The sequence below is a fragment of the Phytopseudomonas seleniipraecipitans genome (assembly GCF_900102335.1).
Lineage (GTDB): Bacteria > Pseudomonadota > Gammaproteobacteria > Pseudomonadales > Pseudomonadaceae > Aquipseudomonas > Aquipseudomonas seleniipraecipitans.
The window spans coordinates 244,567-269,862 of the sequence record NZ_FNBM01000003.1 but is presented as its reverse complement, the minus strand read 5'-3'; the positions used below and the strand labels follow the sequence as shown (position 1 = coordinate 269,862).

Below are 25,296 nucleotides of genomic sequence, written 5' to 3'. Positions count from 1 at the left end.
TTCAATGACCAGTTTGCACGCCGACGAAGCGTTTCTCGACCACTATCAGTTCACCCATGATCCCTTCGCGGCGCGGGTGCCAGGCTTCAAGTTCTTCCCGGCGCAGCGCAAGCCGGTGCTGGGGCAGCTTCATCATCTGGCACGCTACAGTCAGTTGGTGTTGGTTGTTACCGGGCCGGAAGGCAGTGGCAAGACCCTGTTGCGCCAGGCACTGGTCGCCAGCACCAACAAGCAGGCTGTTCACAACGTCGTGGTTTCCGCGCAAGGCGCAGCCGATCCGGCAACGTTGATGCGACACATCGCCCAAGGCCTGAACACCCAGCAGACGGATCGCGCGGCGCTGCTCGCTCAGGTTGGTCAGCTTGCCTTGACCGGGCAGGAAGTCTATTTGCTGATCGATGATGCCGAGGAGCTCAGCGAAGCTGCGCTAGAAGCGCTGCTGGTGTTGGCGCAAGGCAACGCTGATGGTCGTCCTCATGTCTTTCTGTTTGCCGATTCTGATGTCATCCCGCGTTTGGATGCGCTGGCCGGTGCCGATGAAGTGTTCCATGTCATCGAGCTCCAGCCTTATGCAGAGGACGAGACCCGTGAATACCTGGCGCTGCGCTTGGAGGGTGCTGCGCAGGGCATCGAATTATTGTCCGACGAACAAGTCGAGCTGATTCATGACCGCTCCGGCGGTTGGCCGGGCGAAATCAACCGGGTAGCGCGCGATGTGCTGATCGACGCCATGGCGTCTCGCCGAGGCGCGGCGAAGGGCGGCGGCTTCTCTTTCAGTCTGCCGAAAAAACACTTGCTGGCATTGGCGGTGATTGGCGTCGGTGTGGCGGCGGCCCTGCTGATGCAAGGGCGTTCGGATTCTCCGGAAGCCCCAGCGCCTCAGGCGCAGCTGCCGCTGGGTGCCAATGAGCGGCCACAACAACAGGCGGGCACGCCTGCACAGCCGCAGCCTGAAGCCGAAGTGGGTGCTGACGGCCGGCCTGCCATCGAATTCGCCGGGAGCAACCAGCCGTTGCCATTGCCGCTCGTGGGGCAGTCGCAGCCGGTCATTCGCCAGCCACTGGCTCAGGCGGCGGGTGAGACCGACGGTGAGGCCAATGTCGAATTGCCAGAGCCTGTCGCGAGCACCCCGGTGACTGTTCCACCGACAGCCTCGCAGCCTGCGCCAACCCCAGCGCCTACTACGCCTGCCCCGGCCCCTCAGCCGCCGCAGCCTGTCGCCCAGCAACCCAAACCGGTGGAGCAGCCCAAGCCGGCCGCTGCCCCCGCGCCCGCCGCGAGGCCGGCGCCTGCGGGCCCAGCTCAGGCCAATGGCTGGTACGCCACGCAAACCAAGAGCCACTACACCCTGCAGGTGCTCGGCACCAGTACCGAAAGCGCTGCACGCTCCTTCGTCAGTCAGAACGGCGCGCAGTATCGGTATTTCAAGAAGATGCACCAGGGCAAGCCACTTTTCGTCATCACTTATGGTAGCTTTGCCAGCCGCGACGCCGCCCAGGCAGCCGTGAAGACCTTGCCCGCCAAGGTTCAGGCCGGTAAGCCCTGGCCGAAGACCTTCGCCAGTGTTACTCAGGAAATGGCGAACTGATCGAAACGAGCCCGTTGCGTACAAACTGACGCAATGGGCTCTTTCATTTTTGCGACATTTTATTCCTGTTTTTCGTCACATTGTTCTTTGTGACGCTTATCTCGCTATGTACAATGACCTCCGTTTGCCTGCGCAAAGCCGGGCGCATCGACCTGCGCGCAGGGTAATTGATTGAATTAGAAAGAAAAATGCCGAGTAAGGCAGTCTGGTGAGAGTTCCCTATGAAAGCAGGTCTGTACCATCCTGATGAGTTCAAGGATAACTGCGGCTTCGGCCTGATCGCGCACATGCAGGGGGAGGCGAGCCATCACCTGTTGCAAACCGCGATAGAAGCACTGACCTGCATGACCCACCGTGGCGGCATCAATGCCGACGGCAAGACGGGTGATGGCTGTGGTTTGCTGATTCAAAAACCCGATCTGTTCCTGCGCGCTGTCGCCCAGGACACCTTTGGCGTCGAACTGCCCAAGCAGTATGCCGTGGGCATGGTCTTCCTCAATCAGGACGATACCAAGGCCAGCGCTGCCCGCGACAACATGAACCGCGAGATCGAAGCCGCTGGTCTGACCCTGGTCGGCTGGCGCAAGGTACCGATCGACACCAGCGTGCTCGGCCGTCTGGCCCTTGAGCGCCTACCGCAGATCGAACAGGTGTTCATCAGCGCCGATGGCCTGAGCGATCAGGACTTCGCCATCAAGCTGTTCTGTGCTCGCCGCCGCTCCTCGGTGGCCAATGCCGCGGACACTGAGCATTACATCTGCAGCTTTTCGCACAAGACCATCATCTATAAAGGCTTGATGATGCCGGCCGACCTGCAGCAGTTCTACCCGGACCTGGGTGACGAGCGCCTGCAGACCGCGATCTGTGTGTTCCACCAGCGCTTCTCCACCAACACCTTGCCGAAATGGCCGCTGGCTCAGCCGTTCCGCTTTCTCGCCCACAATGGCGAGATCAACACCATCACCGGCAACCGTAACTGGGCTCAGGCACGCCGCACCAAGTTCGAGAATGGCCAGATTCCAGCCCTTGAAGAGCTCGGTCCGCTGGTCAATCGTGTCGGTTCCGACTCCTCGAGCATGGACAACATGCTTGAGCTGATGGTCACTGGCGGTATCGACCTGTTCCGTGGCGTGCGGATGATCATTCCGCCAGCGTGGCAGAACGTCGAGACCATGGACGCCGACCTGCGGGCGTTCTACGAATATAACTCTATGCACATGGAGCCCTGGGATGGCCCGGCCGGCGTGGTGCTGACCGACGGCCGCCACGCTGTGTGCCTGCTCGACCGCAACGGTTTGCGTCCAGCGCGCTGGGTCACCACCAACAATGGCTACATCACCCTGGCTTCGGAAATCGGCGTATGGAATTACCAGCCCGAGGACGTGGTGGCCAAGGGTCGTGTCGGCCCGGGTCAGATCCTCGCGGTCGATACCGAAACCGGCCAGGTGCTGACTACTGACGACATCGACAATCGCCTCAAGTCCCGCCACCCCTACAAGCAATGGCTGCGCAAGAGTGCGCTGCGCGTTCAGGCGACCATGGAAGATAACGACCATGGTTCGGCCTTCTATGACGCGGATCAGCTCAAGCAGTACATGAAGATGTTCCAGGTCACCTTCGAGGAGCGTGACCAAGTGCTGCGCCCGCTCGCCGAGCAGGGCCAGGAAGCGGTCGGCTCGATGGGCGATGACACGCCGATGGCGGTGCTGAGCCAACGCGTGCGCTCGCCGTACGACTACTTCCGCCAGCAGTTCGCGCAGGTCACCAACCCGCCGATCGACCCGCTGCGTGAAGCCATCGTTATGTCGCTGGAGATCTGCCTCGGTGCCGAGCGCAACATCTTCGAGGAGTCGCCGGAGCATGCCTCGCGGGTGATCCTCAGCTCGCCAGTGATCTCGCCGGCCAAGTGGCGCACGCTGATGAACCTGGAACGCCCGGGTTTCGAGCGGCAGATCATCGACCTCAACTACGACGAGTCGATCGGCCTGGAAGCAGCCGTGCGCAACATGGCCGACCAGGCGGAAGAAGCCGTGCGTTCCGGCAAGGTGCTGCTGGTTCTGACCGACCGTCACATCGCCCCGGGCAAGCTGCCGGCGCATGCGGCACTGGTTACCGGTGCGGTGCACCATCGCCTGACCGAGACCGGTCTGCGCTGCGACTGCAATATCCTGGTCGAAACCGCCACCGCCCGCGATCCGCATCACTATGCGGTGCTGATCGGTTTCGGCGCTTCGGCGGTGTACCCGTTCCTGGCCTACGAAGTGCTGGGTGATCTGATCCGCACCGGCGAAGTGCTGGGCGATCTGTACGAAGTGTTCAAGTACTACCGCAAGGGCATTTCCAAAGGCCTGCTGAAGATCCTCTCGAAGATGGGTATATCCACCGTCGGTTCCTACCGCGGTGCTCAGCTGTTCGAAGCCGTCGGCCTGGCCGATGAAGTGACCGGCCTGTGTTTCCGTGGCGTGCCGAGCCGCCTCAAGGGTGCGCGTTTCGTGGATCTGGAAGCCGAGCAGAAGGCGCTGGCGGGTGAAGCCTGGAACAACCGCAAGTCCATCCAGCAGGGCGGTTTGCTCAAGTTCGTCTATGGCGGCGAGTACCACGCCTACAACCCCGATGTGGTGAATACCCTGCAGGCGGCGGTGAAGCAGGGCAGCTACGAGATGTTCAAGGAATACACCAAGCTGGTGGATACCCGCCCGGTGTCGATGCTGCGTGACCTGCTGCAGGTCAAGCTTGCCGATTCGCCGCTGGCACTCGACGAAGTCGAGCCGCTGGAGTCGATCTTCAAGCGCTTCGATGCTGCCGGTATCTCCCTGGGCGCGCTGTCGCCAGAGGCTCACGAAGCCCTGGCCGAGGCGATGAACCGCCTCGGTGCACGCTCCAACTCCGGCGAAGGCGGTGAAGACCCGGCGCGCTACGGCACCATCAAGAGCTCGAAGATCAAGCAGATCGCCACGGGCCGATTTGGTGTGACGCCGGAATACCTGGTCAATGCCGAAGTGCTACAAATCAAGGTGGCCCAGGGTGCCAAGCCCGGCGAAGGCGGTCAGCTGCCAGGTGGCAAGGTGAACGGTCTGATCGCCAAGCTGCGCTATGCGGTACCGGGCGTGACGCTGATTTCGCCGCCGCCGCACCACGACATCTATTCGATCGAAGACCTGGCGCAGCTGATCTATGACCTCAAGCAGGTCAACCCCAGCGCGCTGGTGTCGGTCAAGTTGGTGTCTGAAGCGGGTGTCGGCACCATCGCCGCCGGTGTCGCCAAGGCGTATGCGGACCTGATCACCATTTCCGGTTATGACGGCGGCACCGGAGCTTCACCGCTGAGCTCGATCAAATACGCCGGTTCGCCGTGGGAACTGGGCCTGGCGGAAACCCACCAGACCCTGCGCGGCAACGACCTGCGCGGCAAAGTACGGGTACAGACTGACGGCGGCCTGAAAACCGGCCTGGATGTGGTTAAGGCCGCTATCCTTGGCGCCGAGAGCTTCGGCTTCGGTACCGCGCCGATGGTTGCTCTGGGCTGTAAATACCTGCGCATCTGCCACCTGAACAACTGCGCCACGGGCGTAGCCACGCAGAACGACAAGCTGCGCAAGGATCACTTCATCGGCACCGTGGACATGGTGGTGAATTTCTTCACCTATGTCGCCGAAGAAACCCGCGAGTGGCTGGCCAAGCTGGGCGTACGCAGCCTGGGCGAGCTGATCGGCCGTACCGATCTGCTGGAAGTTCTGCCGGGCGAAACCGCCAAGCAGAACAACCTGGACCTGACCCCCCTGCTCGGCAGCGATCACATTCCGGCGGACAAACCACAGTTCTGCCAGGTCGACCGCAATCCGCCGTTCGACCAGGGTTTGCTGGCTGAAGAAATGCTGTCCATGGCCAAATCGGCTATCGACAGTGCCAGTGGCGGCGACTATGCGCTGGATATCTGCAACTGCGACCGCTCCATCGGTGCCCGTGTCTCCGGCGAAATCGCCCGGGTGCATGGCAACCAGGGAATGGTCAAGGCGCCGATCACCTTCCGCTTCAAAGGCACCGCCGGGCAAAGCTTCGGTGTGTGGAACGCCGGCGGCCTGAACCTGTACCTCGAAGGCGACGCCAACGATTACGTCGGCAAGGGCATGACCGCCGGCAAGCTGGTGATCGTGCCGCCGAAGGGCAGCCCGTTCAAAACCCAGGACAGCGCCATCATCGGCAACACCTGCCTGTACGGTGCTACCGGCGGCAAACTGTTCGCTGCCGGCACTGCGGGCGAGCGTTTCGCGGTGCGCAACTCCGGCGCCCACTCGGTGGTGGAAGGCGTGGGTGACCACTGCTGCGAGTACATGACCGGTGGTTTCGTCTGCGTGCTGGGCAAGACCGGCTACAACTTCGGTTCCGGCATGACCGGTGGTTTCGCCTATGTGCTCGACCTGGACAACAGCTTCTACGACCGGGTTAACCATGAGCTGGTAGAAATTCAACGGATCAACAACGAATCCATGGAGGCTTACCGCAGCCACCTGGAGCGCGTGTTGGCCGAGTACGTCGAAGAGACGGCAAGCGAGTGGGGCCGCAATCTGCTGGAAAACCTGGACGACTACCTGCGCAAGTTCTGGCTGGTCAAACCCAAGGCCGCGAACCTCAAGTCGCTGCTCTCCAGCATCCGCGCCAACCCGCAATAAGCAGCTTCAAGCGGCAAGCCCAACTGAGGGCTTGTCGCTCAACGTGATTGTCTTGCAGCTCCGCGCTTATGGCGGGCAGCTGCTGCTAAGAGGTTTATGACATGGCTGAACGTCTGAATAACGACTTCCAGTTCATCGAAGTCGGGCGCAAAGACCCGAAGAAGAAGCTGCTGCGTCAGCGCAAGAAAGAATTCGTCGAAATCTACGACACCTTCAAACCGGCTCAGGCCGGCGAGCAGTCGCACCGCTGCCTGGGCTGCGGCAACCCGTATTGTGAGTGGAAGTGCCCGGTGCACAACTTCATCCCCAACTGGTTGAAGCTGGTCTCCGAAGGCAACATCCTGGCGGCAGCCGAACTGAGCCACCAGACCAACACGCTGCCGGAAGTCTGCGGCCGCGTGTGCCCGCAGGACCGCCTGTGCGAAGGCGCTTGTACGCTCAACGACGGCTTTGGCGCGGTGACCATCGGTTCGGTGGAGAAATACATCACCGATACCGCGTTCGCCATGGGCTGGCGCCCGGACATGTCCAAGGTCAAACCGACCGGCAAGCGTGTCGCGGTGATCGGTGCCGGCCCGGCGGGTCTCGGTTGTGCGGATATTCTGGTGCGCAATGGCGTGGCTCCAGTGGTGTTCGACAAGAACCCGGAAATCGGCGGTCTGCTGACCTTCGGCATTCCCGAGTTCAAGCTGGAAAAGACCGTGCTGAGCAATCGCCGCGAAGTGTTCACAGGCATGGGCATCGAGTTCCGCCTGAACACCGAGATCGGCAAGGACATCACCATGCAGCAGTTGCTGGATGAGTACGATGCCGTGTTCATGGGCATGGGCACCTACACCTATATGAAGGGCGGCTTCCCGGGCGAAGACCTGCCGGGCGTGCACGATGCGCTGGACTTCCTGATTGCCAACGTCAACCGCAACCTCGGTTTCGAGAAGGCGCCGGAAGATTTCGTCGACCTGAAGGGCAAGCGCGTCGTAGTCCTCGGCGGCGGTGACACCGCGATGGACTGCAACCGCACCTCGATCCGTCAGGGCGCCAAGGCCGTGACCTGCGCTTACCGTCGCGACGAAGCGAACATGCCGGGCTCGCGCAAGGAAGTGAAGAACGCCAAGGAAGAGGGCGTGAAGTTCCTCTTCAACCGCCAGCCCATCGCCATCGTTGGCGAGGACAAGGTCGAGGGCGTGAAAGTGGTCGAGACCCGTCTCGGCGAGCCGGACGCTCGTGGTCGTCGCAGTCCCGAGCCGATTCCGGGCTCCGAGGAAATCATCCCGGCGGAAGCCGTGTTGATCGCCTTCGGCTTCCGCCCGAGCCCGGCGCCGTGGTTCGATGACTTCGCAATCAGTATCGACAGCCAGGGTCGTGTAGTCGCGCCTGAAAAGGCCACGTTCAAGCACCAGACCAGCAACCCGAAAGTGTTTGCCGGTGGCGACATGGTGCGCGGCTCCGACCTGGTGGTAACGGCCATCTTCGAAGGCCGCAATGCGGCGGAAGGGATTCTCGACTACCTCGGTGTCTGAGTATTCATCTTCCCGACGAGGCCGGCTGCATGCCGGCCTCGTCGTTTCTGCGCCTTTGCTGACCTGAGGCAATACGCCGCGTTCATTGCGCAGTCACAGTGCCTCCATGGTTTTCTCTGGAGGTTCCCATGCTCACCACGGCCATTTTTCCATCCCGTTATGTGCAGGGGCGCGGTGCGCTCGAGCGGCTCGGCTTTGAGCTATCGCGTTTCGGTGGCAAGGCGCTGGCGCTGCTCGATCCGTTTGCCGACGACCACCTGGGTGATCAGCTGGAAACCAGCTGTGCGGGTCATCTCGACTGCGAACGCGTGCGCTTTTGCGGCGAATGCAGTGACGAGGAAATCGCCCGTCTGGTGGTATTGGCGCAGCAGATCGCGCCCGAGGTAATCCTTGGTATGGGGGGCGGAAAGGCGCTGGATACCGCCAAGGCCCTCGCCTATGAATTGAGCCTGCCCGTGGCCGTGGTACCGACCCTGGCCTCCAGCGATGCGCCGTGCAGCGCGCTGTCGGTGATCTACACCGCACAGGGCGCCTTCAAGCGTTACCTGGTGCTGCCGCGCAATCCCGATCTGGTGCTGGTTGATAGTCAGGTGATCGCCCAGGCGCCGGTGCGTTTTCTGGTGTCCGGCATGGGCGACGCCCTGGCCACCTGGTTTGAAGCCGAGGATTGTCGCATCAGCGGCGCCGCGAACATGACTGGTCGCCAAGGGCCGCGCACCGCTCATGCGTTGGCGCGCTTCTGCTATGACACCCTGCTGGAGTATGGCCCGCTGGCCGCTCAGGCGTGCCACCAGCAGGTGGTGACGCCGGCATTGGAGCATGTCATCGAGGCCAACACATTGCTGTCCGGGCTGGGTTTCGAGAGTGGCGGCCTGGCGGCTGCCCATGCGATCCACAATGGCTTCACTGTGCTGCCAGGCACCCACGCTTATTGGCATGGCGAGAAGGTAGCCTTTGGTGTGCTGAGCATGCTGATGCTGCGTGACAGCGAACCGAAACTGATCGATGAGGTGTACGGTTTCTGCCTCGCCGTCGGCCTACCGGTCACGCTTGCCGACATCGGCCTGGCCGAGGTCGCCGATGCCGACCTGCTGCGTGTTGCCGGGCTGGCCTGCGCCGCCGGTGAGAGCATCCACAACGAACCCTTCGCGGTGGACGCTCGGAGCGTGGTTGCCGCCATGCGTACTGCGGATGCCGAGGGGCGTCGCCGCAAGGCTGCCTAGCTGCACCGGCCGTCTCCTGCCTGCGGCACGGCGTCCCACGCCGTGCCTTTTGCTGCTTGCTCTGCGACAATGTGCACACTTTTTGCTCACCGCTTCTGCTCGGGAAATCCCATGACTGCCTTGAAGAACGACCGTTTTCTGTGTGCCCTGCTCAAGCAGCCCGTCGACGTTACGCCGGTGTGGATGATGCGGCAGGCCGGTCGTTACCTGCCGGAATACCGGGCCAGCCGTGCCAAGGCGGGCGACTTCATGAAGCTGATGATGAACCCTGAATTCGCTTGCGAAGTGACTCTGCAGCCGCTGGATCGCTACCCGCAACTGGATGCGGCCATTCTGTTTTCCGACATCCTTACCATCCCCCACGCCATGGGCCAGGGGCTGTACTTCGAGACGGGTGAAGGTCCGCGCTTCAAGAAGGTCATCAGCAGCGCAGCCGACATCGACGCGCTGCCGATCCCCGATCCGGAAAAGGATCTGGGCTACGTGATGGACGCGGTGCGTACCATCAAGTCGGCGCTGAACGGCCGGGTGCCGCTGATCGGTTTTTCCGGTAGCCCGTGGACGCTGGCCACCTACATGGTCGAGGGTGGCTCGTCGAAGGACTTCCGCAAGTCCAAGGCGATGCTCTACGACAATCCCGAGGCCATGCACGCGCTGCTCGACAAGCTGGCGCAGTCGGTGACGGCCTACCTCAACGGGCAGATTCTCGCGGGTGCTCAGGCGGTGCAGATCTTCGATACCTGGGGCGGCAACCTGTCGTCGGCGGCTTACCAGACGTTTTCCCTGGCCTACATGCAGAAGATCGTCGACGGCCTGATCCGCGAGCATGACGGACGCACCATTCCGGTCATCCTGTTCACCAAGAATGGCGGGCTGTGGCTGGAATCGATGGCCGCGACCGGTGCCGATGCGCTGGGCCTGGACTGGAGTTGCGACATCGGCGAAGCGCGCCGCCGCGTGGGTGGCCAGGTGGCGCTACAGGGCAACATGGATCCGACCGTGTTGTACGCCAAGCCCGCGGCCATTCGCGCCGAGGTGGCGCGCATTCTCGCTAGCTACGGTAGCGGCAGCGGTCATGTGTTCAACCTGGGCCACGGCATCACTCCTGAGGTCAACCCGGCCCACGCCGGTGCCTTCCTGGAAGCCGTGCACGAGCTGTCTGGCGACTATCACCGCTGATGCGCGTCAGCGTGCCTGCTGCCCGCCCTTCGGCTGGTGCAGGCGCAGGGTGAGCAGCGTGTCTTCGGCACCGTGCTCGAACTGCGCATCCTTCGGCTTGGGCTTGCCCTTGAACAATGACGGGTTGCCGGAGAAGGCAACCGGCTCCAGCGGTATGCCGCGCGCGCTGAGGTCAAGTCGGCCGTTGCCGTTGCTGTCCTGAAACAGTTGCAGGGCGAATCGTCCAGGCGGCACGTTCTTGATGATCAGCTGTTCTCCGCTGCCCTGCAGCGTCTGCAGGGTGGGCTCCCAGCCTTTCTGCTCGGCAGGCACCAGTGCTACGTAGAGCATGGCCTCGCTCTGGTTGCCTTCCACGCGGACCAAAAGATCGCTCGCCTGCGCCGACAAACAGCCAGACAGGAGAACCACTGCGCAGACGGTGCAGCGTTTGGTTACGATTTGAAGAATTCTCTGTGGCATAATCCGCCTATTTTGCAGGGATTGGCATTCAAATGCGCCGGGTTCTAGTCGTTCACTTCTCACAGACTGGCCAATTGAACCGCCTGGTGCAATCGGTCTGTGCGCCGTTGCAAGCGAGTGAAGGCATTGCGGTGGATTTCTTGGCGCTGCAGCCGGCCAAGCCGTTTCCCTTCCCGTGGCCGTTTCTCGGCTTCTTTCGCATTTTCCCTGAAACCGTGCTGATGAAGCCGCAGCCACTGCTGCCGCTGGCGGTCGACGCGGGCCGGGATTACGACCTGATCATCCTGGCTTACCAAGTGTGGTTCCTGTCGCCCTCGCTACCGTTCACCAGTTTCCTGGCAACCCCCGAAGCCGCGCGCTTGTTACAAGGCAAACCGGTGGTGACCCTGATCGGCTGCCGCAACATGTGGTTGATGGCACAGGAAAAGGTCAAGGCGCGCCTGCAGGACCTGGGCGCCAGGCTGGTCGACAACGTAGTGTTGACCGATGCCTGCGGCACCGCCGCGAGTTTTCTGGCAACGCCTTTGTGGATGTTCACCGGCCGGCAGAAGCCCTACAGCTGGGTGCCGCGTGCCGGTATCGACGAGACGGAGATGGCCGCTGCCAGCCGTTTCGGCGCCGCCATGGCGAACCGCCTGCTGGCCGACGATCTTGCCATTGATCGGCCGATGCTCAGGGGCCTTGGCGCGGTGAAGGTGGACGAAAAGCTGATTGCCAGCGAGAAGGTCGGTAATCGCAGCTTCACCCTGTGGAGCCGCTTGCTGAGCGCACTCGGCCCGCAGCAAAGCAGGCGGCGTGGCGCCGGGCTGGTGGTATACATCGTGTTCCTGATCTGCCTGATCGTGACCGTGGTACCGATCACTGCCCTGTTGAAAAAGTTGTTGGCCCCGCTGTTCAAGGCGCGAATCCAGCGTGAAAAGGCCTATTTCGCTGGCCCGTCCGGCGAATGATGTAACCGAGGTAGTCCCGTGGCATCACCCGTATTCATCAACCGCATCAGTGCGTTCCTGCCCCATGACCCAGTCGACAACGAGCAGATGGAAGCGCGTCTCGGCCTGGTCGGTGGCAAGCCATCGCGTGCCCGCAAGCTGGTGCTGCGCCGTAACGGCATCCAGCAGCGTCACTACGTGATCGATCCGCACAGCGGCGAGCCGAGCATGAACAACGCACAGCTGAGCGCCGAGGCGATTCGTGGGTTGGTGGGTGAAGGATTCGCGCTCGATAGTCTGGATTGCTTGGTTGCCGGCACCTCGTCGCCTGATCAGGTGATGCCCGGTCATGCGGTGATGGTGCATGGCGAGTTGGGCAATCCGCCCTGCGAAGTGGCAACAACAGCGGGCATCTGCCTGTGCGGAATGACCGCGCTGAAATATGCCTGGATGAGTGTGGCCAGTGGTGAAAGTCGCAATGCCGTGGCCTGTGGCTCGGAGGTCGCCTCGGCGCTGATGCAGGCGCACAACTTCAATGCCGAGTACGAAAGTCGCGTCGACGAGCTGGAGAAGCACCCGGAGATCGCCTTCGAGAAGGACTTCCTGCGCTGGATGCTCTCCGACGGCGCCGGCGCCGTGCTGCTGCAGGATCGCCCCAACGCCAGTGGCCTGAGCCTGCGGGTCGACTGGCTGGACATCTTCTCGTTCGCCGACCAGATGCCGGCCTGCATGTACGCCGGCGCCGAAATGGAAGGCGGTAACCTGCGCGGCTGGAGCCGTTACGACGCCGACGAACGCGCGCGGCAGTCGGTGATGGCGATCAAGCAGGACGTCAAACTGCTCAACGAGAACATCGTCAAATACACCGTGGAAGAGGCGTTGCGGCGCATCATGGCGCGCCGTGAGCTGCGCGTGGCGGACATCGATTGGTTCCTGCCGCATTACTCTTCGGAGTTCTTTCGGGATCGCCTGGCCGTGGGCCTGGCCAATGTCGATCTGCCGATTCCGCAGGAGCGCTGGTTCACCAACCTGACCCGCAAGGGCAATACAGGCGCGGCGTCGATTTTCATCATCCTCGATGAATTATTCAACGGCGCGCAACTGCGCAGTGGCCAGACGCTGCTCTGCTACGTACCGGAAAGCGGGCGCTTCTCCAGTGCATTCATGCACCTCACGGTGGTCGGCAATGAAGCTTGACGAGGTTCCCCAGGATCACAGCTCTACCTACGGTGGCCACAGCAAGCTGGTCTACGCCGTAGACGCGAGCGGCCATTATCAGGGCACCCAGAGCGATGGCTGGGAGCCGGAAGCCTATGCCACGCAACTGGCGGTAGCCGAACTGGAAACCCAGGAGGCCGAAGCCGAGGCTGCCTGGCGGCGCGGCGAGCTGTCGCCGTTGAAGTGCCTGATGTACCGCTACCGCATGGACGAGCCGGCGCTGGCGCAGATCGCCGGGCTCTGGCAGTGGCGCGTGCGGCGGCATTTCCGACCGGATATCTATCGGCGCCTGAACTCCGCGTTGCTGGCGCGCTATGCCGAGGCGTTCGGCCTGCCTGTCGAAGAATTGCGTCGCTACCAGAAGGAGCTGCCATGAACGCATTCGAGCACCGCCAGAGCGCCCATTGCGAAAGCGGTGTGATGGCCAGTCTGCTGACCCATGCCGGTCTGCCAATGAGCGAGCCGATGGCGTTCGGCCTGGCCTCTGGCCTGGCGTTCGCCTACCTGCCGATCGTCAAGCTTGGTGGCATGCCGCTGATTGCCTATCGCATGCCGCCTCGGCACCTGATAAAGACCCTCAGCAAGCGCCTGGGCGTGCGCCTGACCAGCCGCACCTTCGCCAACCCCGAACAGGGGCGCATTGCGCTCGACGCGGCGCTCGACAGCGGCCGCCTGGCCGGGCTGCAGAGTTCGGTGTTCTGGCTGCCGTACTTTCCGCCGGAGATGCGCTTTCACTTCAACGCCCACAACCTGCTGGCTTACGGGCGAGAAGGCAACGAGTACCTGCTCAGCGATCCGGTGTTCGAGGCGCCGGTGCGCTGTGCCGCCGAGGACCTGCAGAAGGCGCGCTTCGCCAAAGGTGCCCTGGCAGCCAAGGGGCTGATGTACTACCTGGACGACGTATCGCCCGAGCAGGATTGGCAGCGCCTGATTCGCACCAGCGTGCTGTCCACCGCGCGCATTCTCGATGGCATGCCGCTGCCGTGGATCGGCATTCGTGGCATCGGCCACCTGGCCAGTCGTGTCGAAGCTCTCGACCCCGCCAATATCAAGTACAACCGCCTGTACCTCACTCACATCGTGCGCATGCAGGAAGAAATCGGCACCGGTGGTGCAGGGTTCCGCTTCATGTATGCGAGCTTTCTGCAGGAGGCCGGCGAAAAACTTGGCGACGCCACGCTGCAGGAAGCCTCGGTGCGCATGACCGCGGTGGGCGATGACTGGCGGCAGTTCGCCTCGGCTTGCGTGCGCGCCAGCCGCAGCAAGGGCGAGTCGCCGAATTTCACTCCGATTGCCGACATGCTGCGCGACATCGCTGGCCAGGAGCGCGTGCTGATGAAAGAGCTGGGCGCCTGGGCCAAGCGCAAGGGCTAAGTTAGCGCTGCAGGAAGGCAGAGGCGGCCTGTTGTAGGGTGGACGACGCTTCATCCGTCCACCGTTCTGCGATCGCAATGGTGGATGAAAAGAGCGTCATCCACCCTACATAGCTAGCGGCTGCTTTCGCCACAATGCCGCCGCTGGTTTATAGCTGCAATTGCAGTACGTCTATTCCCACCGTCAGCTCGGCAAAATCTGCTGCCTGGCTTGGCTTCTCGATCAGCACCGCCTTGGCCTCGAACTCGCCGTTCTCGTCGATCACAACCAGCAGCGCCTGGGCGATCAGGCCGTCGGCCAGGTCCAGCGCAGCCAGTGCTTGCAGGTGTTGCCAGGCCCGCGGGCCGGCGCCGATAAACAGGTTCGGTCCCTCAAGCCCCAACTGTGCGGCAACGTGAAAACCCGCCGCGTTGCTGACGCTGTTGACGAACTCGAACGGCTTGGGCTGCAGCTGATGAACGCACACCGCATCGAGCAATGAGCCCATGGTGGCCCGCGCCGGGTGCCGCGAAGCCAGGTACAGGCCGCAATTGCTGAGCACTTTCACCTTGAGCGGCGCGGTGCACAGCAGTGCCTGGAGGATCATCCGGTCGATGCGGCGTGGTGGGCTTGCCAACCATGAGGTAAGCGCGGCTTTCAGGTCCTTGTCCGAGCACCCGGCGTCGCCGCGTACGCTGCAGGCAGCCATCGCCGTGCTCATGATGAAGCTCCTGTGCAGCGTTGCAGCACCAGGCTGGCGTTGTTGCCGCCAAAGCCGAAGAAGTTGGCCAGCAGCAGGCTATCGTCAGTAATGGCGAGCGGCGCGGACGGCAGCGGCAGCAAGGCTTCGCTGGCGTAATCGCAGGCCGGCAAATGCGCCAGGTTCTGCACCAGTAGCAACGTCTCGCTGAGGCCGCAGGCGCCCAGGGTGTGGCCGAGCCAGGGTTTCAGCACGCACAGCGGCGGCAGCGCGTCGCCGAACAGCAGGCGCACGCCGTTGCTCTCGGCGCGGTCGTTGGCACCGGTGGCAGTGCCGTGCAGCTTGACCAGGCCGATCTGCTCGGCCTCGATGCCGGCACTGCGCAGCGCCTGGCGCATTACCCAATCGATATGACTGCCGTCTTCGCGGGTGGTGGTCAGGTTGCTGGTATCGCACGCGCTGAAGCCGCCGAGCAACTTCGCCAGCGGCTCAGCGCCCGGTTCTACCGTCAGCAGCGCGGCGGCAAAAGCCTCGCCGAGCACCAGGCCATCACGCTGGGGATGAAACGGCCGATAGTGGCCGCTGGGCGATATCAGGCCCAGCGCTCCGAACCCTTGCTGTGCGATGGCGCTTGGCGTTTCGAAGGCGAGCACCAGCGCGCGCGCGTAGCGGTTCGCCGCAATCAGGCGGGCACCGTACAGCAGGGCGTTGGCGGCGCTGGTGCATGCTGTATTGAGGGTGAAGGCGTCGGCGAAGCCCCAGCGTTGGCGCAATTGCTCGGCGATCAGGTCGAGCGAGGTCGAGTGATCCGGGCTGAAGCCGCCCTCGCGGCGTGCGCGATCTTCCAGCTCGTTGATATCCAGGCTGGTACTGGCGACGATCAGCAGGCAATCATCCAGTGCGCCGGCAGGCTCGCCGAAGGTTTCGCCAATCAGCCGGTCGAACTGCTGGTCCAGGCTTTCCCCGGTCGCGACCTGGCCGAGATAGGGGCGCGGCTCTTGCAGTTCGTTCAGTACAAAGGTGCTGGCAGTCGGCGGTACGCCACGCTGCAGTGCGTCGCCAGCGGCGCGTAAATCAGCGCCCAAGGCGCTGTGCAGCGTGCCGCGCTGAAGGTACACAGGGGTCACTGCTGCTGCCTGATGAACGCCGCGATGCTGGCGATGGTGTTGAGGATGCGCCGGCCATCCTTGGCGCCCTCGATGCGTACGCCATAGTGCTGTTGCAGCGCCAGCGAGACCTGCAGCGCGTCCAGGCTGTCCATCTGGATACGGCTCTGCTGGCCGAACAGCGGCTCGTCGTTGTCGATGCTCTGCCAGTCGATGTCGTCTTCCTTGTCGCACTCGCGAATCAGCAATTGCTTGAGCTTTTCTTCTAGTAGTGTGTGGTCCATTGCGTTTGCTGTACTCGTTTGTGGAACAGGAACAAGCCGCTGGCGCCGGCCAGTGCTGCGAACAGCAACAGGCGCACGCACCAGGGGGCTACGTCGTTCAGTGAGCCGTGGCCCACCAGCAGGGTGAGGAAGGCGTCGAGCGCCCAGCTCATCGGGGATATTTCCGCCAGCTGGCGCATGGCCTCCGGCATCACGCTCTTGGGCACCATGATGCCGCCAATGGCTGCGAGGATGATATTGATCCCGCCGCCAAGCAATAGGGCTTGTTCACTACTGCGTGCCAATGCTGCCAGCAGCAGCCCCAGGCTACTGGTGGCCAGTGCGATGCTCGCGGCCAGCAAGGCATACGCCGCCAGGCTGCCATTGAGCTCCAGCGCGGGCAGGCCGGCCAACGGCAGGCCATAGATGCCGATGCTCAGGAGCACCACGAACTGCAGCAGGTTGATGGCCAGATAAGGCAGCAGCTTGCTCAGCGCCAGGGTGCCAAGGCCCAGGCCCAGGCAGCGGAAGCGCAACAGCGCGCCGCTCTGCTGCTCGCGCTGAAAGCTGCCGGCCATCGGCAGCACGACGAAGAACATGCCGAAGATCAGCCAGGCCGGCACGCTCATCTGTGTGGCATTGGCCTGGTTGCTGAGGTCGCCGCTGGCCAGGCGCTCCTGCTCGTCGATCTGGCTCTCGGTGCGTTGCTGGATCAGTTCCAGCTGTTCGGCCGGTGTCAGGCCTTCCTGCAGCGCGCCGCTGTCCTGCAGGTAGGCGCGCAGACGTGTCTGCGCCAGGGCGATGGTCACCGCAGCGTGCAGGCGCTGGCGCGAAAGGCGGTCGAACTGCGCGGGGAAACTCAGACTTGGGCCCTGGTGGGGCGTGTCCAGCAGGCGCTCGTCGAAATCGGCGGCGAGGCGAATGCGGGTCATCTCCGCCGGCCCGCGGCTCAACAACTGGCTGTCCGGCAGTTGCGCCTGCAGCGCACTCTGGAAGAAGCGGCTGGAATCGCTCTGCTGCGGCGCTTCGAGTACCAGCTCCAATGGCGGCAGGCGATCCTGCAGGTAGCTGGACATGGCCCCGGCCATGATCACCAGAAACAGTGTCGGCATGATGAACAGTACGGCCAGCGCGTGTGGGTCGCGCAGCAGCAGGAGGATCTCTTTGCGAACCAGGGCGCGCAGCCTCATAGCCGACCTCCGTTGAGGCGCAGGTAGAGCTGCTCCAGCGAGGGGCGGCCGAAACGCAGCAGGCTGGGCGCTTGCGGCTGCAGGGTGATGAAACGGGTGATCGCCAGCAGTTGCGCCACGTCCAGCGAGGCGATACGTACGCCGTTAGGCAGTTGCTCGGCCATCAACCCCAGCTCACCCAGCAGCGGTAACAAGGCATCGGGCATGCGCTCAGGCCATTCCAGAAACAGTCCTGGTTGGTCGCCAAGCAACTGGTGGGTGTCGACATCCAGCTGCACACGGCCTTCGTGGAGTAGCAGGATACGATCCGCCACGCGCTCTACTTCATCGAGGTAATGGCTGGTGTAAATCACCGCCTTGCCCTCGGCGACCAGCTCCTGAACGGCTGCGAGCAGCAGTTGCCGGCTGCTGGCATCGACACCCACGGTGGCTTCGTCGAACAGGTACAGATCCGCCGGTTGCAGCAGGCCAATGGCGAAGTTGAGGCGGCGCTGTTCGCCGCCGGAAAGCCGCTCTGCGCGACGTTCGAGTTTATCTTCCAGGGCCGTGCTGGTGATGCAGCGATCCAGGCGCTGGCGCCGTTCGTGGCCGCGTAACCGATAAAGGTCAGCGAACAGCTCGAGGTTTTCCCTCACCTTCAGCCCGCTGTAGAACGCCAGTTGCTGTGGGACCAGGCCAAGGCGGCGCTCGCCCTGCCAGGTGATCGCACCGCTCGACGGCGGCAACACGGCGCTGAGCAGCGACAGCAAGGTTGTCTTGCCTGCGCCGTTGCTGCCCAGTAGCCCCAGGCATTGGCCGGCCTGCAGGTGCAGGTCAATGCCCTGCAAGGCGGGTTGCTGCGAGTTGGGGTAGCGGTAGCCGAGTTGGTTGAGTTCAAGCACGGACGAGCACCAGCAGGAGTTTGCCATCGAGCAGCAGGCGTTCGTCGGTATGCACGGTGAACCCATACAGGGCCCCGGCCGGGCTCATCGCCTCCTGGGTCGCGCTGACTCGCAATTCGCCGTCCCGCTGCGCAGGATGGTGGTGCAATTGCAGTTGCGAGAGTTTGCCAACCAGGGCCATTTCGATGGCGCTGTCGCTGCCGTATAAGGCACCATGCGCGGCACATAATTGGGCAGCGGCTTCGAACAGCAGGCACGGTGACGCATGTTCGCCCAGGCTGTTCAGGTGGTGCCAGCCGCTCAGACCGCGGATGGTGCTGGCGTCGTGTTCGAGTAGCGCATCCAGCCAGAGCGCCTTGCCCTGGTGCGGCAGCAGTGTGTGCAGTTGAGAGCGATCCATGGCGGGTATCTGGGCGTGCGAGCGCAGCAGTGTAACAGAGGGTAATAAGGGAGGCGTGTGGTGGAGTTCTGGCAATTACTGGTTTTTGTGGGGCTGAGCAGCGTCCTGACGGCGCTCTCCTGGCGGTCGCTGTGCAACCCGCGCAGCCATGGTTTTTACCGCTATATCGCCTGGGAGCTGATGGCGGTGCTGCTGGTGCTCAATGTGCCATTCTGGTTGGAAAATCGCGATGCGATGCATCAGCAGGTTTCCTGGCTGTTGCTGACGGCTTCGCTGGCGGTGCTGTTCGCCGGCATCTACCAGATGCGCCGTTTCGGGCGCGCTGGCGAGCGGCGTCAGGACGACGAGCTGTTCGCCTTCGAGCGCACCTCGGCGCTGGTCACCAGCGGCATCTTCCGTTACATCCGCCATCCGATGTACTGCTCGCTGCTGCTGCTCGCCTGGGGCATCGCCTGGAAGCAACCAAGCAGCGTGACACTGTTGCTGGCGGTGCTGTCGAGTGTCGCGCTGTGGCTCGCGGCTCGCTGCGAGGAGCGCGAATGCCTGGCCTATTTCGGCGACGCCTACCGCGACTATATGGCACGCAGCCGGATGTTCATACCATTCGTGCTCTGAGAGCCTGTTCATAATCTTTCAGCCCAGATTCGCCGATTTTGGCAGCTAAGTGGCGCAAACGGACGTTCGACCCGTAGGGTGGATGGCGCTTTTTTCATCCACCGTTGCGATTGCAGAGCGGTGGACGGGTCGGGCCGCGTAGGTGAAGCGTCGTCCACTCTACAAAAGAAAATCTGCTCACCGTCTGCTTTTGCCTTGTAGCTGCTACTTCAGGCGCATAAAGATCGTGAACAGGCTCTGAGAGCTGCCATAAGCCGGTCGCCGAGAGCCGTTTACTTGACGCTGGCGTACTTACCCTTCAGGGCAACACCGGCCATGATGGCGCCGGCGTGGCATTCGAATTTGCTGCTGTCGCGGTATTCCTTGTTCTGGTAGTTGCTGGCCAGGTCGACCACGGCGTTGGCGCCAGCAGACTTGGCCGAGTTTTGCAGCTTGATCAGGGCCGATTGCAGTACCCAGCGGCAGGCCTCTTCATCGGTCTTGTTGAAGGCGTTGGTCTTCTGGCTGGTGGTGACGTTGGGGTTGATGATCTTGGCGCCGCCCGGTGTCTTGTTCAGGTAGAACTTCACCGAACCGTCGAGACGGCCAGCCTGGATGGCTTCGTTGACCACCGACTGGAAGTCCAGAAAGTGGGCGGTATCACGGGCCTGGCTGACAGCTGGCAACAGGGCAGCGGTGAGAAGGGCAACAGCGGTCCAGGTTTTTGCTTTCATGGGTATCTCCTTGATTTTTACTGGGGCATGTAAAGGGAAGGACTGCTCAATTCCTGCTGGATGCCGCGATCCAGGTTCTGCACCCACCGGTTGTAGTTACGGTGGATCTTGCCTTTGCGGTAGTCGAGGTTGTGACTGTCGCGGTAGCGGATCGCGTAGGTCGATGCAGTGTACGCAATGGTCACCTGCGCCTGATGGCTGCGCCGAGTGATCAACGCCAGGATCTGCCCCTGATCGGCGCGCTCAACCGTCCACTGACGGCGCTGCAGCGCGGTGAGGATGGCGCGGCGCATGTCGTCCTCGCCCCTTACGGCCGCCGGCGGTGCGCTGTTTTCGATGTCCACCACGGGCTTCGAGGTGCAGGCGGTGATGCCCACAAGCAGCAGGGCGAGCAGGGCGATACGGTTGAAGCGAGACATCATCCATGTTCCTTGTCAGTGAACGGTTCGGTTAGCGCCAGCGGCGGAAGATGAGCGAGGTATTGACACCGCCAAAGGCGAAATTGTTGTTCATCACGTATTCGTTGCTCATCTCGCGAAATCCGTCGCGCAGGTAGTCCAGTTCGCCGCAGCGCGGATCAATTTGCTCCAGATTCAAGGTGTGCACGTAGCTGTCGCGGTTGAGCATTTCGATGCTGAACCATGACTCCAGCGCCCCGCAGGCGCCGAGGGTGTGGCCGAAATAACTCTTCTGCGAGCTGATCGGCATGCGGGTGCCGAACAGGCTGCTGGTGGCCTGGGTTTCTGCCACGTCGCCCTGCTCGGTGGCGGTGCCATGGCCGTTGACGTAGCCGATCGCTTCGGGCGCCAGTGCGGCGTCTTCCAAGGCCAGCTCCATGGCACGGCGCATGGTCGCCTGCACCGGTTTGGTGGCGTGCTGGCCGTCGGCGTTGCAGCCGAAACCGACGATCTCGGCGTGGATGGTCGCGCCGCGGGCCAGCGCATGTTCCAGTTCTTCGAGCACCAGCATCCCGGCGCCTTCGCCGATCACCAGGCCATCACGGCCGGCGTCGTAAGGGCGCGGGCTGGTGTGCGGTGCGTCGTTCTTCAGGCTGGTGGCGTACAGCGCGTCGAACACCATGGCTTCGGTGGGGCACAGCTCCTCGGCGCCGCCAGCGAGCATCAGGGGCAGGCGGCCGAACTTGATTGCCTCATAGGCGTAGCCGATACCCTGGCTGCCGCTGGTGCAGGCGCTGGACGTGGGAATCAGCCGGCCGGTGAGGTTGAAGAAGATGCTGATGTTGGCCGCCGTGGTGTGCGGCATCATGCGGATGTAGGAGTTGGCGTTGAGGCCGTCGGCCACCGAGTTGAGCAGCATATTGCCGAATGCCTTGATCTCGTCGGTGCTGCCGGTAGACGAGCCGCAGGCCACGCCCATGCGGCCATCCTTGATCGAATCGTCACCAAGCAGGCCGGCGTCGGTCAGTGCGCGTTCGGCGGCGTACACCGACAGGCGCGACACGCGGCCCATGCTGCGCAGCTGCTTGCGCGTCCAGTGGGCGGGTACGACGAATTCGTCGACCGGGCCGCCCAGACGGGTATTCAGTTCGCTGAAGCGATCCCACTCGTGCATGACACGAATACCGCTGCGGTTGGCGCGGAAATTCGCGGCGATGCTGTCCCAGCTATCGCCCAGGGAGGTAATGCCGGCCATGCCGGTAACGACTACGCGCTTCATGCCACTTCACTCTTGATCAACACAGACCGCCATTCACGGCGATTACCTGGCGGGTAATGTAGGCCGCCTCTTCGGACATCAGGAAATTCACCGTACCGGCGACTTCTTCCGGGGTGCCCATGCGCGCAGCGGGGATCATCTTGAGAATTTCCTCCAGCGGCACATGCTCGTCGAGGATTTCGGTATCGATCAGCCCCGGAGCGACGCAGTTGACGGTGATCTTGCGTTTACCCAGCTCGATGGCTAGTGCCTTGGCGGCGCCGATGATGCCGGCCTTGGAGGCACTGTAATTGACCTGGCCGCGGTTGCCGATCAGCCCGGACACCGAGGTGATGCAGACGATACGCCCTGGCTGGCGGCGGCGCACCATGGGCATCGTGAGGGGGTGTAGGACGTTGTAAAAACCGTCCAGATTTGTGCGCAGCACCACATCCCAGTCCTCCTCGCTGAGCGCCGGGAAGGCGCCGTCACGGGTCAGGCCGGCATTGCACACCACACCGTACGGTGCGCCGTGGGCCTCGATGTCGGCTTCCAGGGCCGTGCGGCAGGCTTCGCGGTCGGCCACGTCGAACTGCAGGATGCGCGCGCGTTGGCCGATGGACTCGATCTGCGCCTGCACGGCTTCGGCTTCGTCGCGGCGCGAACGACAGTGCAGCACTAGATCATAACCGGCACGCGCCAGGCGCAGGGCAATGGCACGGCCGATACCGCGGCTCGATCCGGTGACCAGAATGGTCTCGCTCATGCAGACGGCTCCTGAGTTAAAGGGGGTTCCTGAATATAGGTGGCCACGTCGCGGGGCTGAAACACGTTCAGCCGGGCCTCGACGAGAATGTCCGGGCCTTGCAGGCGGCACTCGAAAACGCACATGCCGTTGTCGTCCTGCAGCGAGCGGGTGGCGCTGATGTGCAGTGTACTGCCGGCCGGGAAACGATCCACGTTGCAGGCGAAATTGCGTGTGCCGAGCAGGAAGCCGAGCTCCACCGGGCGGTTTTCCTGTCGGGCATGGCAGCCGGCGAAAGCCGCCACGCTCTGCGCCATCAGCTCGATCCCGACGCTGGCCGGCAGGCTGCCATCGGCGTTGCTGAACAGGCCGCCCGAGCGCACCACGAGGCGGGTCTCGATGTGGTCGGTGCCGAACTCCAGCACCTCGTCGATCAGAATCATGTCGCCAGCGTGAGGCACCAGCTCGGCGACGGGCCATACACTCACGGCAGGTCTCCTAAAATCAAGGACAGGTTGTTGCCGCCAAAGGCGAACGAATTGCTCATCAGGTAACGTCCGCCGCGGGCGGGCAGCTGTTCGGTCGCATCGGCGGGCACCAGGTTCAGGCGCGGCAGCTGCGGGTCGCCCTTGCCGTCCCAGATGTGCGGTGGCAGTTGCCTGCCTGTGTTGTGCTCGCTCAGGCTCAGCCAACAAAAGGCCGCTTCCAGCGCTCCGGCGGCGCCCAGGGTGTGGCCGGTCAGCGACTTGCTCGACGAGCAAGCCACGCCCGCCGGGAACAGCGCCTGCACGGCGAGGCTCTCCATGGCGTCGTTGTGGGTAGTGGCCGTCCCATGCAGATTCAGGTAGCTGATCTGCTCGGCTGCCAGGCCCGCTGCCGCCAGCGCTTTGCGCATGGCCTGCTGGGCACCGATCCCCTCGGGATGGGGCGCGGAAATATGATGGGCGTCGGACGTCGCGCCACCGCCGAACAGGGCGATGCCAGGAGTCTGATCGTCGCCGTCTGCGCGGGTCATCACGAACAGCGCGGCGGCCTCACCGATATTGATGCCGTGGCGGTTCACCGAGAACGGGTTGCAGCGCTCGTCGGAGACTGCCTCCAGGCTGGCGAAGCCATTCAGCGTGAGTTTGCACAGGCTGTCGACACCGCCGCATAGCACCGCATCGCACACGCCCAGCTGCAGCAGGCGTTGCGCGCTGAGCAGCGCGCGGGCGCTGGAGGTACAGGCGGTGGACTGGCAATACACTGGCCCGCTCAGCCCCAGCCAGTCGGCGAGAAAGGTTGCTGGCGCGGTGATTTCCTGCTGGCTGTAACGGTACTCGTCAGACAGCACGCCGGTGTTCATGAACCCGGCGATGTGCTCGCCCGCTTCGGCGATGCCCGAGGTACTGGTGCCCAGCACCACTGCGATGCGATCGGCGCCGTGGCGGGCGATGGTCGCCTGGATCTCGTCGTGGATCTCCAGAGCGGCGGCCAGCAGCAGCCGGTTGTTGCGGCTTGCCGCCTGTTCAAAGCCTGCGGGCATTGCCGGCAGCGGCGTTTCGACCGCGCCGACGGTGACGCTGCGCTCGGGAATCCAGCCCTCCTGGCGCCGCATGCCGCCGGTGTCGCCGGCAAACAGCGCATCCGCCACGGCCTGCTTACCCTGGCCGAGGGCGCAGACCACACCGAGCGCATCGAGTCGGGCGATCATGGTTGCGTCTCCAGTGGGCTGACCCGGTAGCGCTGCGTGCCGTTGTCCAGCCGGATGGTCTGCTGCGCTGCGTACTGGATGTGCCAGTGCGGCGCGAGTTGACGGTCAGTACCTTTCTGCTGCCAGTCCGCCTGATCGTAAGCCTGCCCCAGCTCATCGGCCGGCGTGAGGGCGAACAACAAGGCGGCGAACAACTCGCGGGCGGCCGCGTTGGGCGGCAGCAGGCCGTCATTGTGCCAGGCGCCGTCAACCAGCGACTGCCGCGCCAGTGGCACGCCAAGCGGGTCGAACAGCGACCAGCGCAGGGCGCGGCCTTCGGCCTGAATCACCAGCAGCCAGTCCTGGCCGTCGGCCGTACTCACCTGCAGGGAAATCGGCAGCGGTTGTTCCAGCACCGGCGACGCCACAGGCAGCGGCGTGCGAGCGGCGCAAGCCGTCAGCAGCAGGGCGCAGGCGAGCAGCATCCAGGGTTTCATGTCGGCCCCAGCGGTTTGCGCACTGCGGCATTGACCAGGGTTTCGTTGCGCTGGCCGAATGGCTTGGGCCGGCGAATTCCCAGGCGCTCCAGCAGCCCGAAATCTTCTGAACGGCTCCACCACAAGTACGGGTAGGACACATTGGCGTCGCTGAACGTGAAACCCTGTTCACGCAGCATGCCGAGGTATTCGTCGGCGCTCTTCTGCACCTCCATCGGGTGGCGGAACAGCCAGCGGATCACCCAGGTGTCGATGTAGTACTTGGTCGACTCGGCGAACAGCAGCAGGCCGCCCGGCTTGAGCACCCGCCAGAATTCGGCCAGCGCCTGTTGCTGTTCGACCAGGTGATGGAAAGTCTGATGGCAGAAGAGGAGGTCGACGCTGGCATCCGGCAGCTGAATCGCCGCGCAGTCGCTGGCCAGCAGCTGCACGTCCAGACCCAGCCGCTGGGCTTCGGCCCGCGAGCAGTCGAGGCTGTGCGGATCGGCATCCAGGCCGATCATGCGGGCGGGCGCGAAGGCGCGCTGCAGCAGACCGAAGGATTTGCCCTGGCCGCAGCCGGCGTCGAGCAGCACCGGGGCCTGCGGCAACGGGCCGTCGATCAGGCCGCGCAGGTCGTCGATCGCCACGCGCAGCACATGGTGCTGCCAGACGCGGCTTTGCAGAAACCAGAAACCGAAGCCGGTTTCCTCGACATAGGTAGCGGCGGCGCGGTTCAT

Annotated in this window: 25 protein-coding genes; 10 read left to right on the top strand and 15 right to left on the bottom strand. The window is 63.3% G+C overall.

All coding sequences use genetic code 11. The annotated features are described in order from the left end of the window. The first annotated feature begins 4 nt into the window (after window positions 1–4). The 5 genes from BLS60_RS08890 (at window position 5) to hemE (ending at window position 10,180) form a co-directional block, all read left to right on the top strand. Window positions 5–1,588 carry an SPOR domain-containing protein gene (locus BLS60_RS08890; RefSeq protein WP_092367047.1) on the top strand — a complete coding sequence of 528 codons (1,584 nt, stop codon included), beginning with the start codon at window positions 5–7 and terminating at the stop codon, window positions 1,586–1,588. Between the two features lie 221 nt (window positions 1,589–1,809). Further along, the gene (gltB, locus tag BLS60_RS08885; RefSeq protein WP_092367046.1) at window positions 1,810–6,258 is read left to right on the top strand and encodes a glutamate synthase large subunit; all 4,449 of its coding nucleotides are present in this window, start codon (window positions 1,810–1,812) and stop codon (window positions 6,256–6,258) included. 101 nt (window positions 6,259–6,359) lie between these two features. Next, entirely contained in the window at window positions 6,360–7,778 is a 1,419-nt protein-coding gene (locus BLS60_RS08880) for an FAD-dependent oxidoreductase (protein WP_070880241.1), read from the top strand. A 128-nt stretch (window positions 7,779–7,906) separates the two neighbouring features. Further along, on the top strand, window positions 7,907–9,001 hold the full coding sequence (locus BLS60_RS08875) for a glycerol dehydrogenase (RefSeq protein ID WP_092367045.1): 1,095 nt from the start codon (window positions 7,907–7,909) through the stop codon (window positions 8,999–9,001). Window positions 9,002–9,112: 111 nt separating this feature from the next. Further along, entirely contained in the window at window positions 9,113–10,180 is a 1,068-nt protein-coding gene (hemE, locus tag BLS60_RS08870; protein ID WP_092367044.1) for a uroporphyrinogen decarboxylase, read from the top strand. A 6-nt stretch (window positions 10,181–10,186) separates the two neighbouring features. Here hemE and BLS60_RS08865 read toward each other — a convergent pair whose 3' ends face one another. Continuing rightward, window positions 10,187–10,510: a DUF2141 domain-containing protein gene (locus tag BLS60_RS08865; RefSeq protein ID WP_241077598.1), complete on the bottom strand. Its 324-nt coding sequence runs from the start codon at window positions 10,508–10,510 to the stop codon at window positions 10,187–10,189. Window positions 10,511–10,671: 161 nt separating this feature from the next. On the opposite strand from BLS60_RS08865, the gene BLS60_RS08860 reads away from it, so the two are divergent. From BLS60_RS08860 to darH, 4 genes are read left to right on the top strand one after another with little or no spacing between them, the layout of a single operon-like run. Further along, window positions 10,672–11,589 carry a hypothetical protein gene (locus BLS60_RS08860; RefSeq protein WP_092367043.1) on the top strand — a complete coding sequence of 306 codons (918 nt, stop codon included), beginning with the start codon at window positions 10,672–10,674 and terminating at the stop codon, window positions 11,587–11,589. A gap of 18 nt (window positions 11,590–11,607) precedes the next feature. Beyond that, window positions 11,608–12,765, top strand: coding sequence for a beta-ketoacyl-ACP synthase III (locus tag BLS60_RS08855; RefSeq protein WP_092367041.1), 1,158 nt, complete (start codon window positions 11,608–11,610; stop codon window positions 12,763–12,765). Next, window positions 12,755–13,162: a DarG family dialkylresorcinol biosynthesis protein gene (locus BLS60_RS08850; RefSeq protein WP_092367038.1), complete on the top strand. Its 408-nt coding sequence runs from the start codon at window positions 12,755–12,757 to the stop codon at window positions 13,160–13,162. The genes BLS60_RS08855 and BLS60_RS08850 overlap by 11 nt, the downstream gene beginning before the upstream one ends. Next, window positions 13,159–14,160, top strand: coding sequence for a BtrH-related acyltransferase DarH (gene darH / locus BLS60_RS08845; protein WP_092367036.1), 1,002 nt, complete (start codon window positions 13,159–13,161; stop codon window positions 14,158–14,160). The genes BLS60_RS08850 and darH overlap by 4 nt, the downstream gene beginning before the upstream one ends. 148 nt (window positions 14,161–14,308) lie before the next feature. On the opposite strand, the gene BLS60_RS08840 is transcribed toward darH, so the two are convergent. The 6 genes from BLS60_RS08840 to BLS60_RS08815 are packed head-to-tail and all read right to left on the bottom strand — an operon-like array spanning window position 14,309 to window position 18,679. Further along, complete coding sequence (locus BLS60_RS08840) at window positions 14,309–14,860, bottom strand: hypothetical protein (protein WP_092367027.1); 552 nt, start codon at window positions 14,858–14,860, stop codon at window positions 14,309–14,311. After that, window positions 14,857–15,966 carry a beta-ketoacyl synthase N-terminal-like domain-containing protein gene (locus tag BLS60_RS08835; RefSeq protein ID WP_092367025.1) on the bottom strand — a complete coding sequence of 370 codons (1,110 nt, stop codon included), beginning with the start codon at window positions 15,964–15,966 and terminating at the stop codon, window positions 14,857–14,859. The genes BLS60_RS08840 and BLS60_RS08835 overlap by 4 nt, the downstream gene beginning before the upstream one ends. Next, window positions 15,963–16,229, bottom strand: coding sequence for an acyl carrier protein (locus tag BLS60_RS08830; RefSeq protein WP_070880232.1), 267 nt, complete (start codon window positions 16,227–16,229; stop codon window positions 15,963–15,965). The genes BLS60_RS08835 and BLS60_RS08830 overlap by 4 nt, the downstream gene beginning before the upstream one ends. Continuing rightward, window positions 16,211–17,398: an ABC transporter permease gene (locus tag BLS60_RS08825; protein ID WP_070880231.1), complete on the bottom strand. Its 1,188-nt coding sequence runs from the start codon at window positions 17,396–17,398 to the stop codon at window positions 16,211–16,213. The genes BLS60_RS08830 and BLS60_RS08825 overlap by 19 nt, the downstream gene beginning before the upstream one ends. Next, on the bottom strand, window positions 17,395–18,279 hold the full coding sequence (locus BLS60_RS08820) for an ABC transporter ATP-binding protein (protein ID WP_092367022.1): 885 nt from the start codon (window positions 18,277–18,279) through the stop codon (window positions 17,395–17,397). Before BLS60_RS08820 ends, BLS60_RS08825 begins: the two co-directional genes overlap by 4 nt. After that, window positions 18,272–18,679: a hotdog family protein gene (locus BLS60_RS08815; RefSeq protein WP_070880229.1), complete on the bottom strand. Its 408-nt coding sequence runs from the start codon at window positions 18,677–18,679 to the stop codon at window positions 18,272–18,274. Before BLS60_RS08815 ends, BLS60_RS08820 begins: the two co-directional genes overlap by 8 nt. A gap of 60 nt (window positions 18,680–18,739) precedes the next feature. On the opposite strand from BLS60_RS08815, the gene BLS60_RS08810 reads away from it, so the two are divergent. Next, window positions 18,740–19,294, top strand: a complete 555-nt coding sequence (locus BLS60_RS08810; RefSeq protein ID WP_092367020.1) for a methyltransferase family protein — start codon at window positions 18,740–18,742, stop codon at window positions 19,292–19,294. 272 nt (window positions 19,295–19,566) lie between these two features. Here BLS60_RS08810 and BLS60_RS08805 read toward each other — a convergent pair whose 3' ends face one another. Genes BLS60_RS08805 through BLS60_RS08770 form a run of 8 tightly spaced genes read right to left on the bottom strand, consistent with a single transcriptional unit; the run spans window position 19,567 to window position 25,296 of the window. Further along, the gene (locus BLS60_RS08805) at window positions 19,567–20,007 is read right to left on the bottom strand and encodes an excinuclease (protein ID WP_092367017.1); all 441 of its coding nucleotides are present in this window, start codon (window positions 20,005–20,007) and stop codon (window positions 19,567–19,569) included. 17 nt (window positions 20,008–20,024) lie between these two features. Next, the gene (locus BLS60_RS08800) at window positions 20,025–20,426 is read right to left on the bottom strand and encodes a hypothetical protein (RefSeq protein ID WP_172139228.1); all 402 of its coding nucleotides are present in this window, start codon (window positions 20,424–20,426) and stop codon (window positions 20,025–20,027) included. A gap of 31 nt (window positions 20,427–20,457) precedes the next feature. Further along, window positions 20,458–21,684, bottom strand: coding sequence for a beta-ketoacyl-ACP synthase (locus BLS60_RS08795; RefSeq protein ID WP_070880224.1), 1,227 nt, complete (start codon window positions 21,682–21,684; stop codon window positions 20,458–20,460). A 16-nt stretch (window positions 21,685–21,700) separates the two neighbouring features. After that, complete coding sequence (fabG, locus tag BLS60_RS08790; RefSeq protein WP_092367012.1) at window positions 21,701–22,429, bottom strand: 3-oxoacyl-ACP reductase FabG; 729 nt, start codon at window positions 22,427–22,429, stop codon at window positions 21,701–21,703. Further along, complete coding sequence (locus tag BLS60_RS08785; RefSeq protein ID WP_092367009.1) at window positions 22,426–22,896, bottom strand: hotdog family protein; 471 nt, start codon at window positions 22,894–22,896, stop codon at window positions 22,426–22,428. The genes fabG and BLS60_RS08785 overlap by 4 nt, the downstream gene beginning before the upstream one ends. Then, window positions 22,893–24,101: a beta-ketoacyl-[acyl-carrier-protein] synthase family protein gene (locus BLS60_RS08780; RefSeq protein WP_092367002.1), complete on the bottom strand. Its 1,209-nt coding sequence runs from the start codon at window positions 24,099–24,101 to the stop codon at window positions 22,893–22,895. Before BLS60_RS08780 ends, BLS60_RS08785 begins: the two co-directional genes overlap by 4 nt. Beyond that, window positions 24,098–24,577 (bottom strand): DUF3261 domain-containing protein, encoded by a 480-nt coding sequence (locus tag BLS60_RS08775; protein WP_092367000.1) that lies wholly within the window; start codon window positions 24,575–24,577, stop codon window positions 24,098–24,100. Before BLS60_RS08775 ends, BLS60_RS08780 begins: the two co-directional genes overlap by 4 nt. Then, window positions 24,574–25,296, bottom strand: coding sequence for a class I SAM-dependent methyltransferase (locus BLS60_RS08770; protein ID WP_092366990.1), 723 nt, complete (start codon window positions 25,294–25,296; stop codon window positions 24,574–24,576). Before BLS60_RS08770 ends, BLS60_RS08775 begins: the two co-directional genes overlap by 4 nt.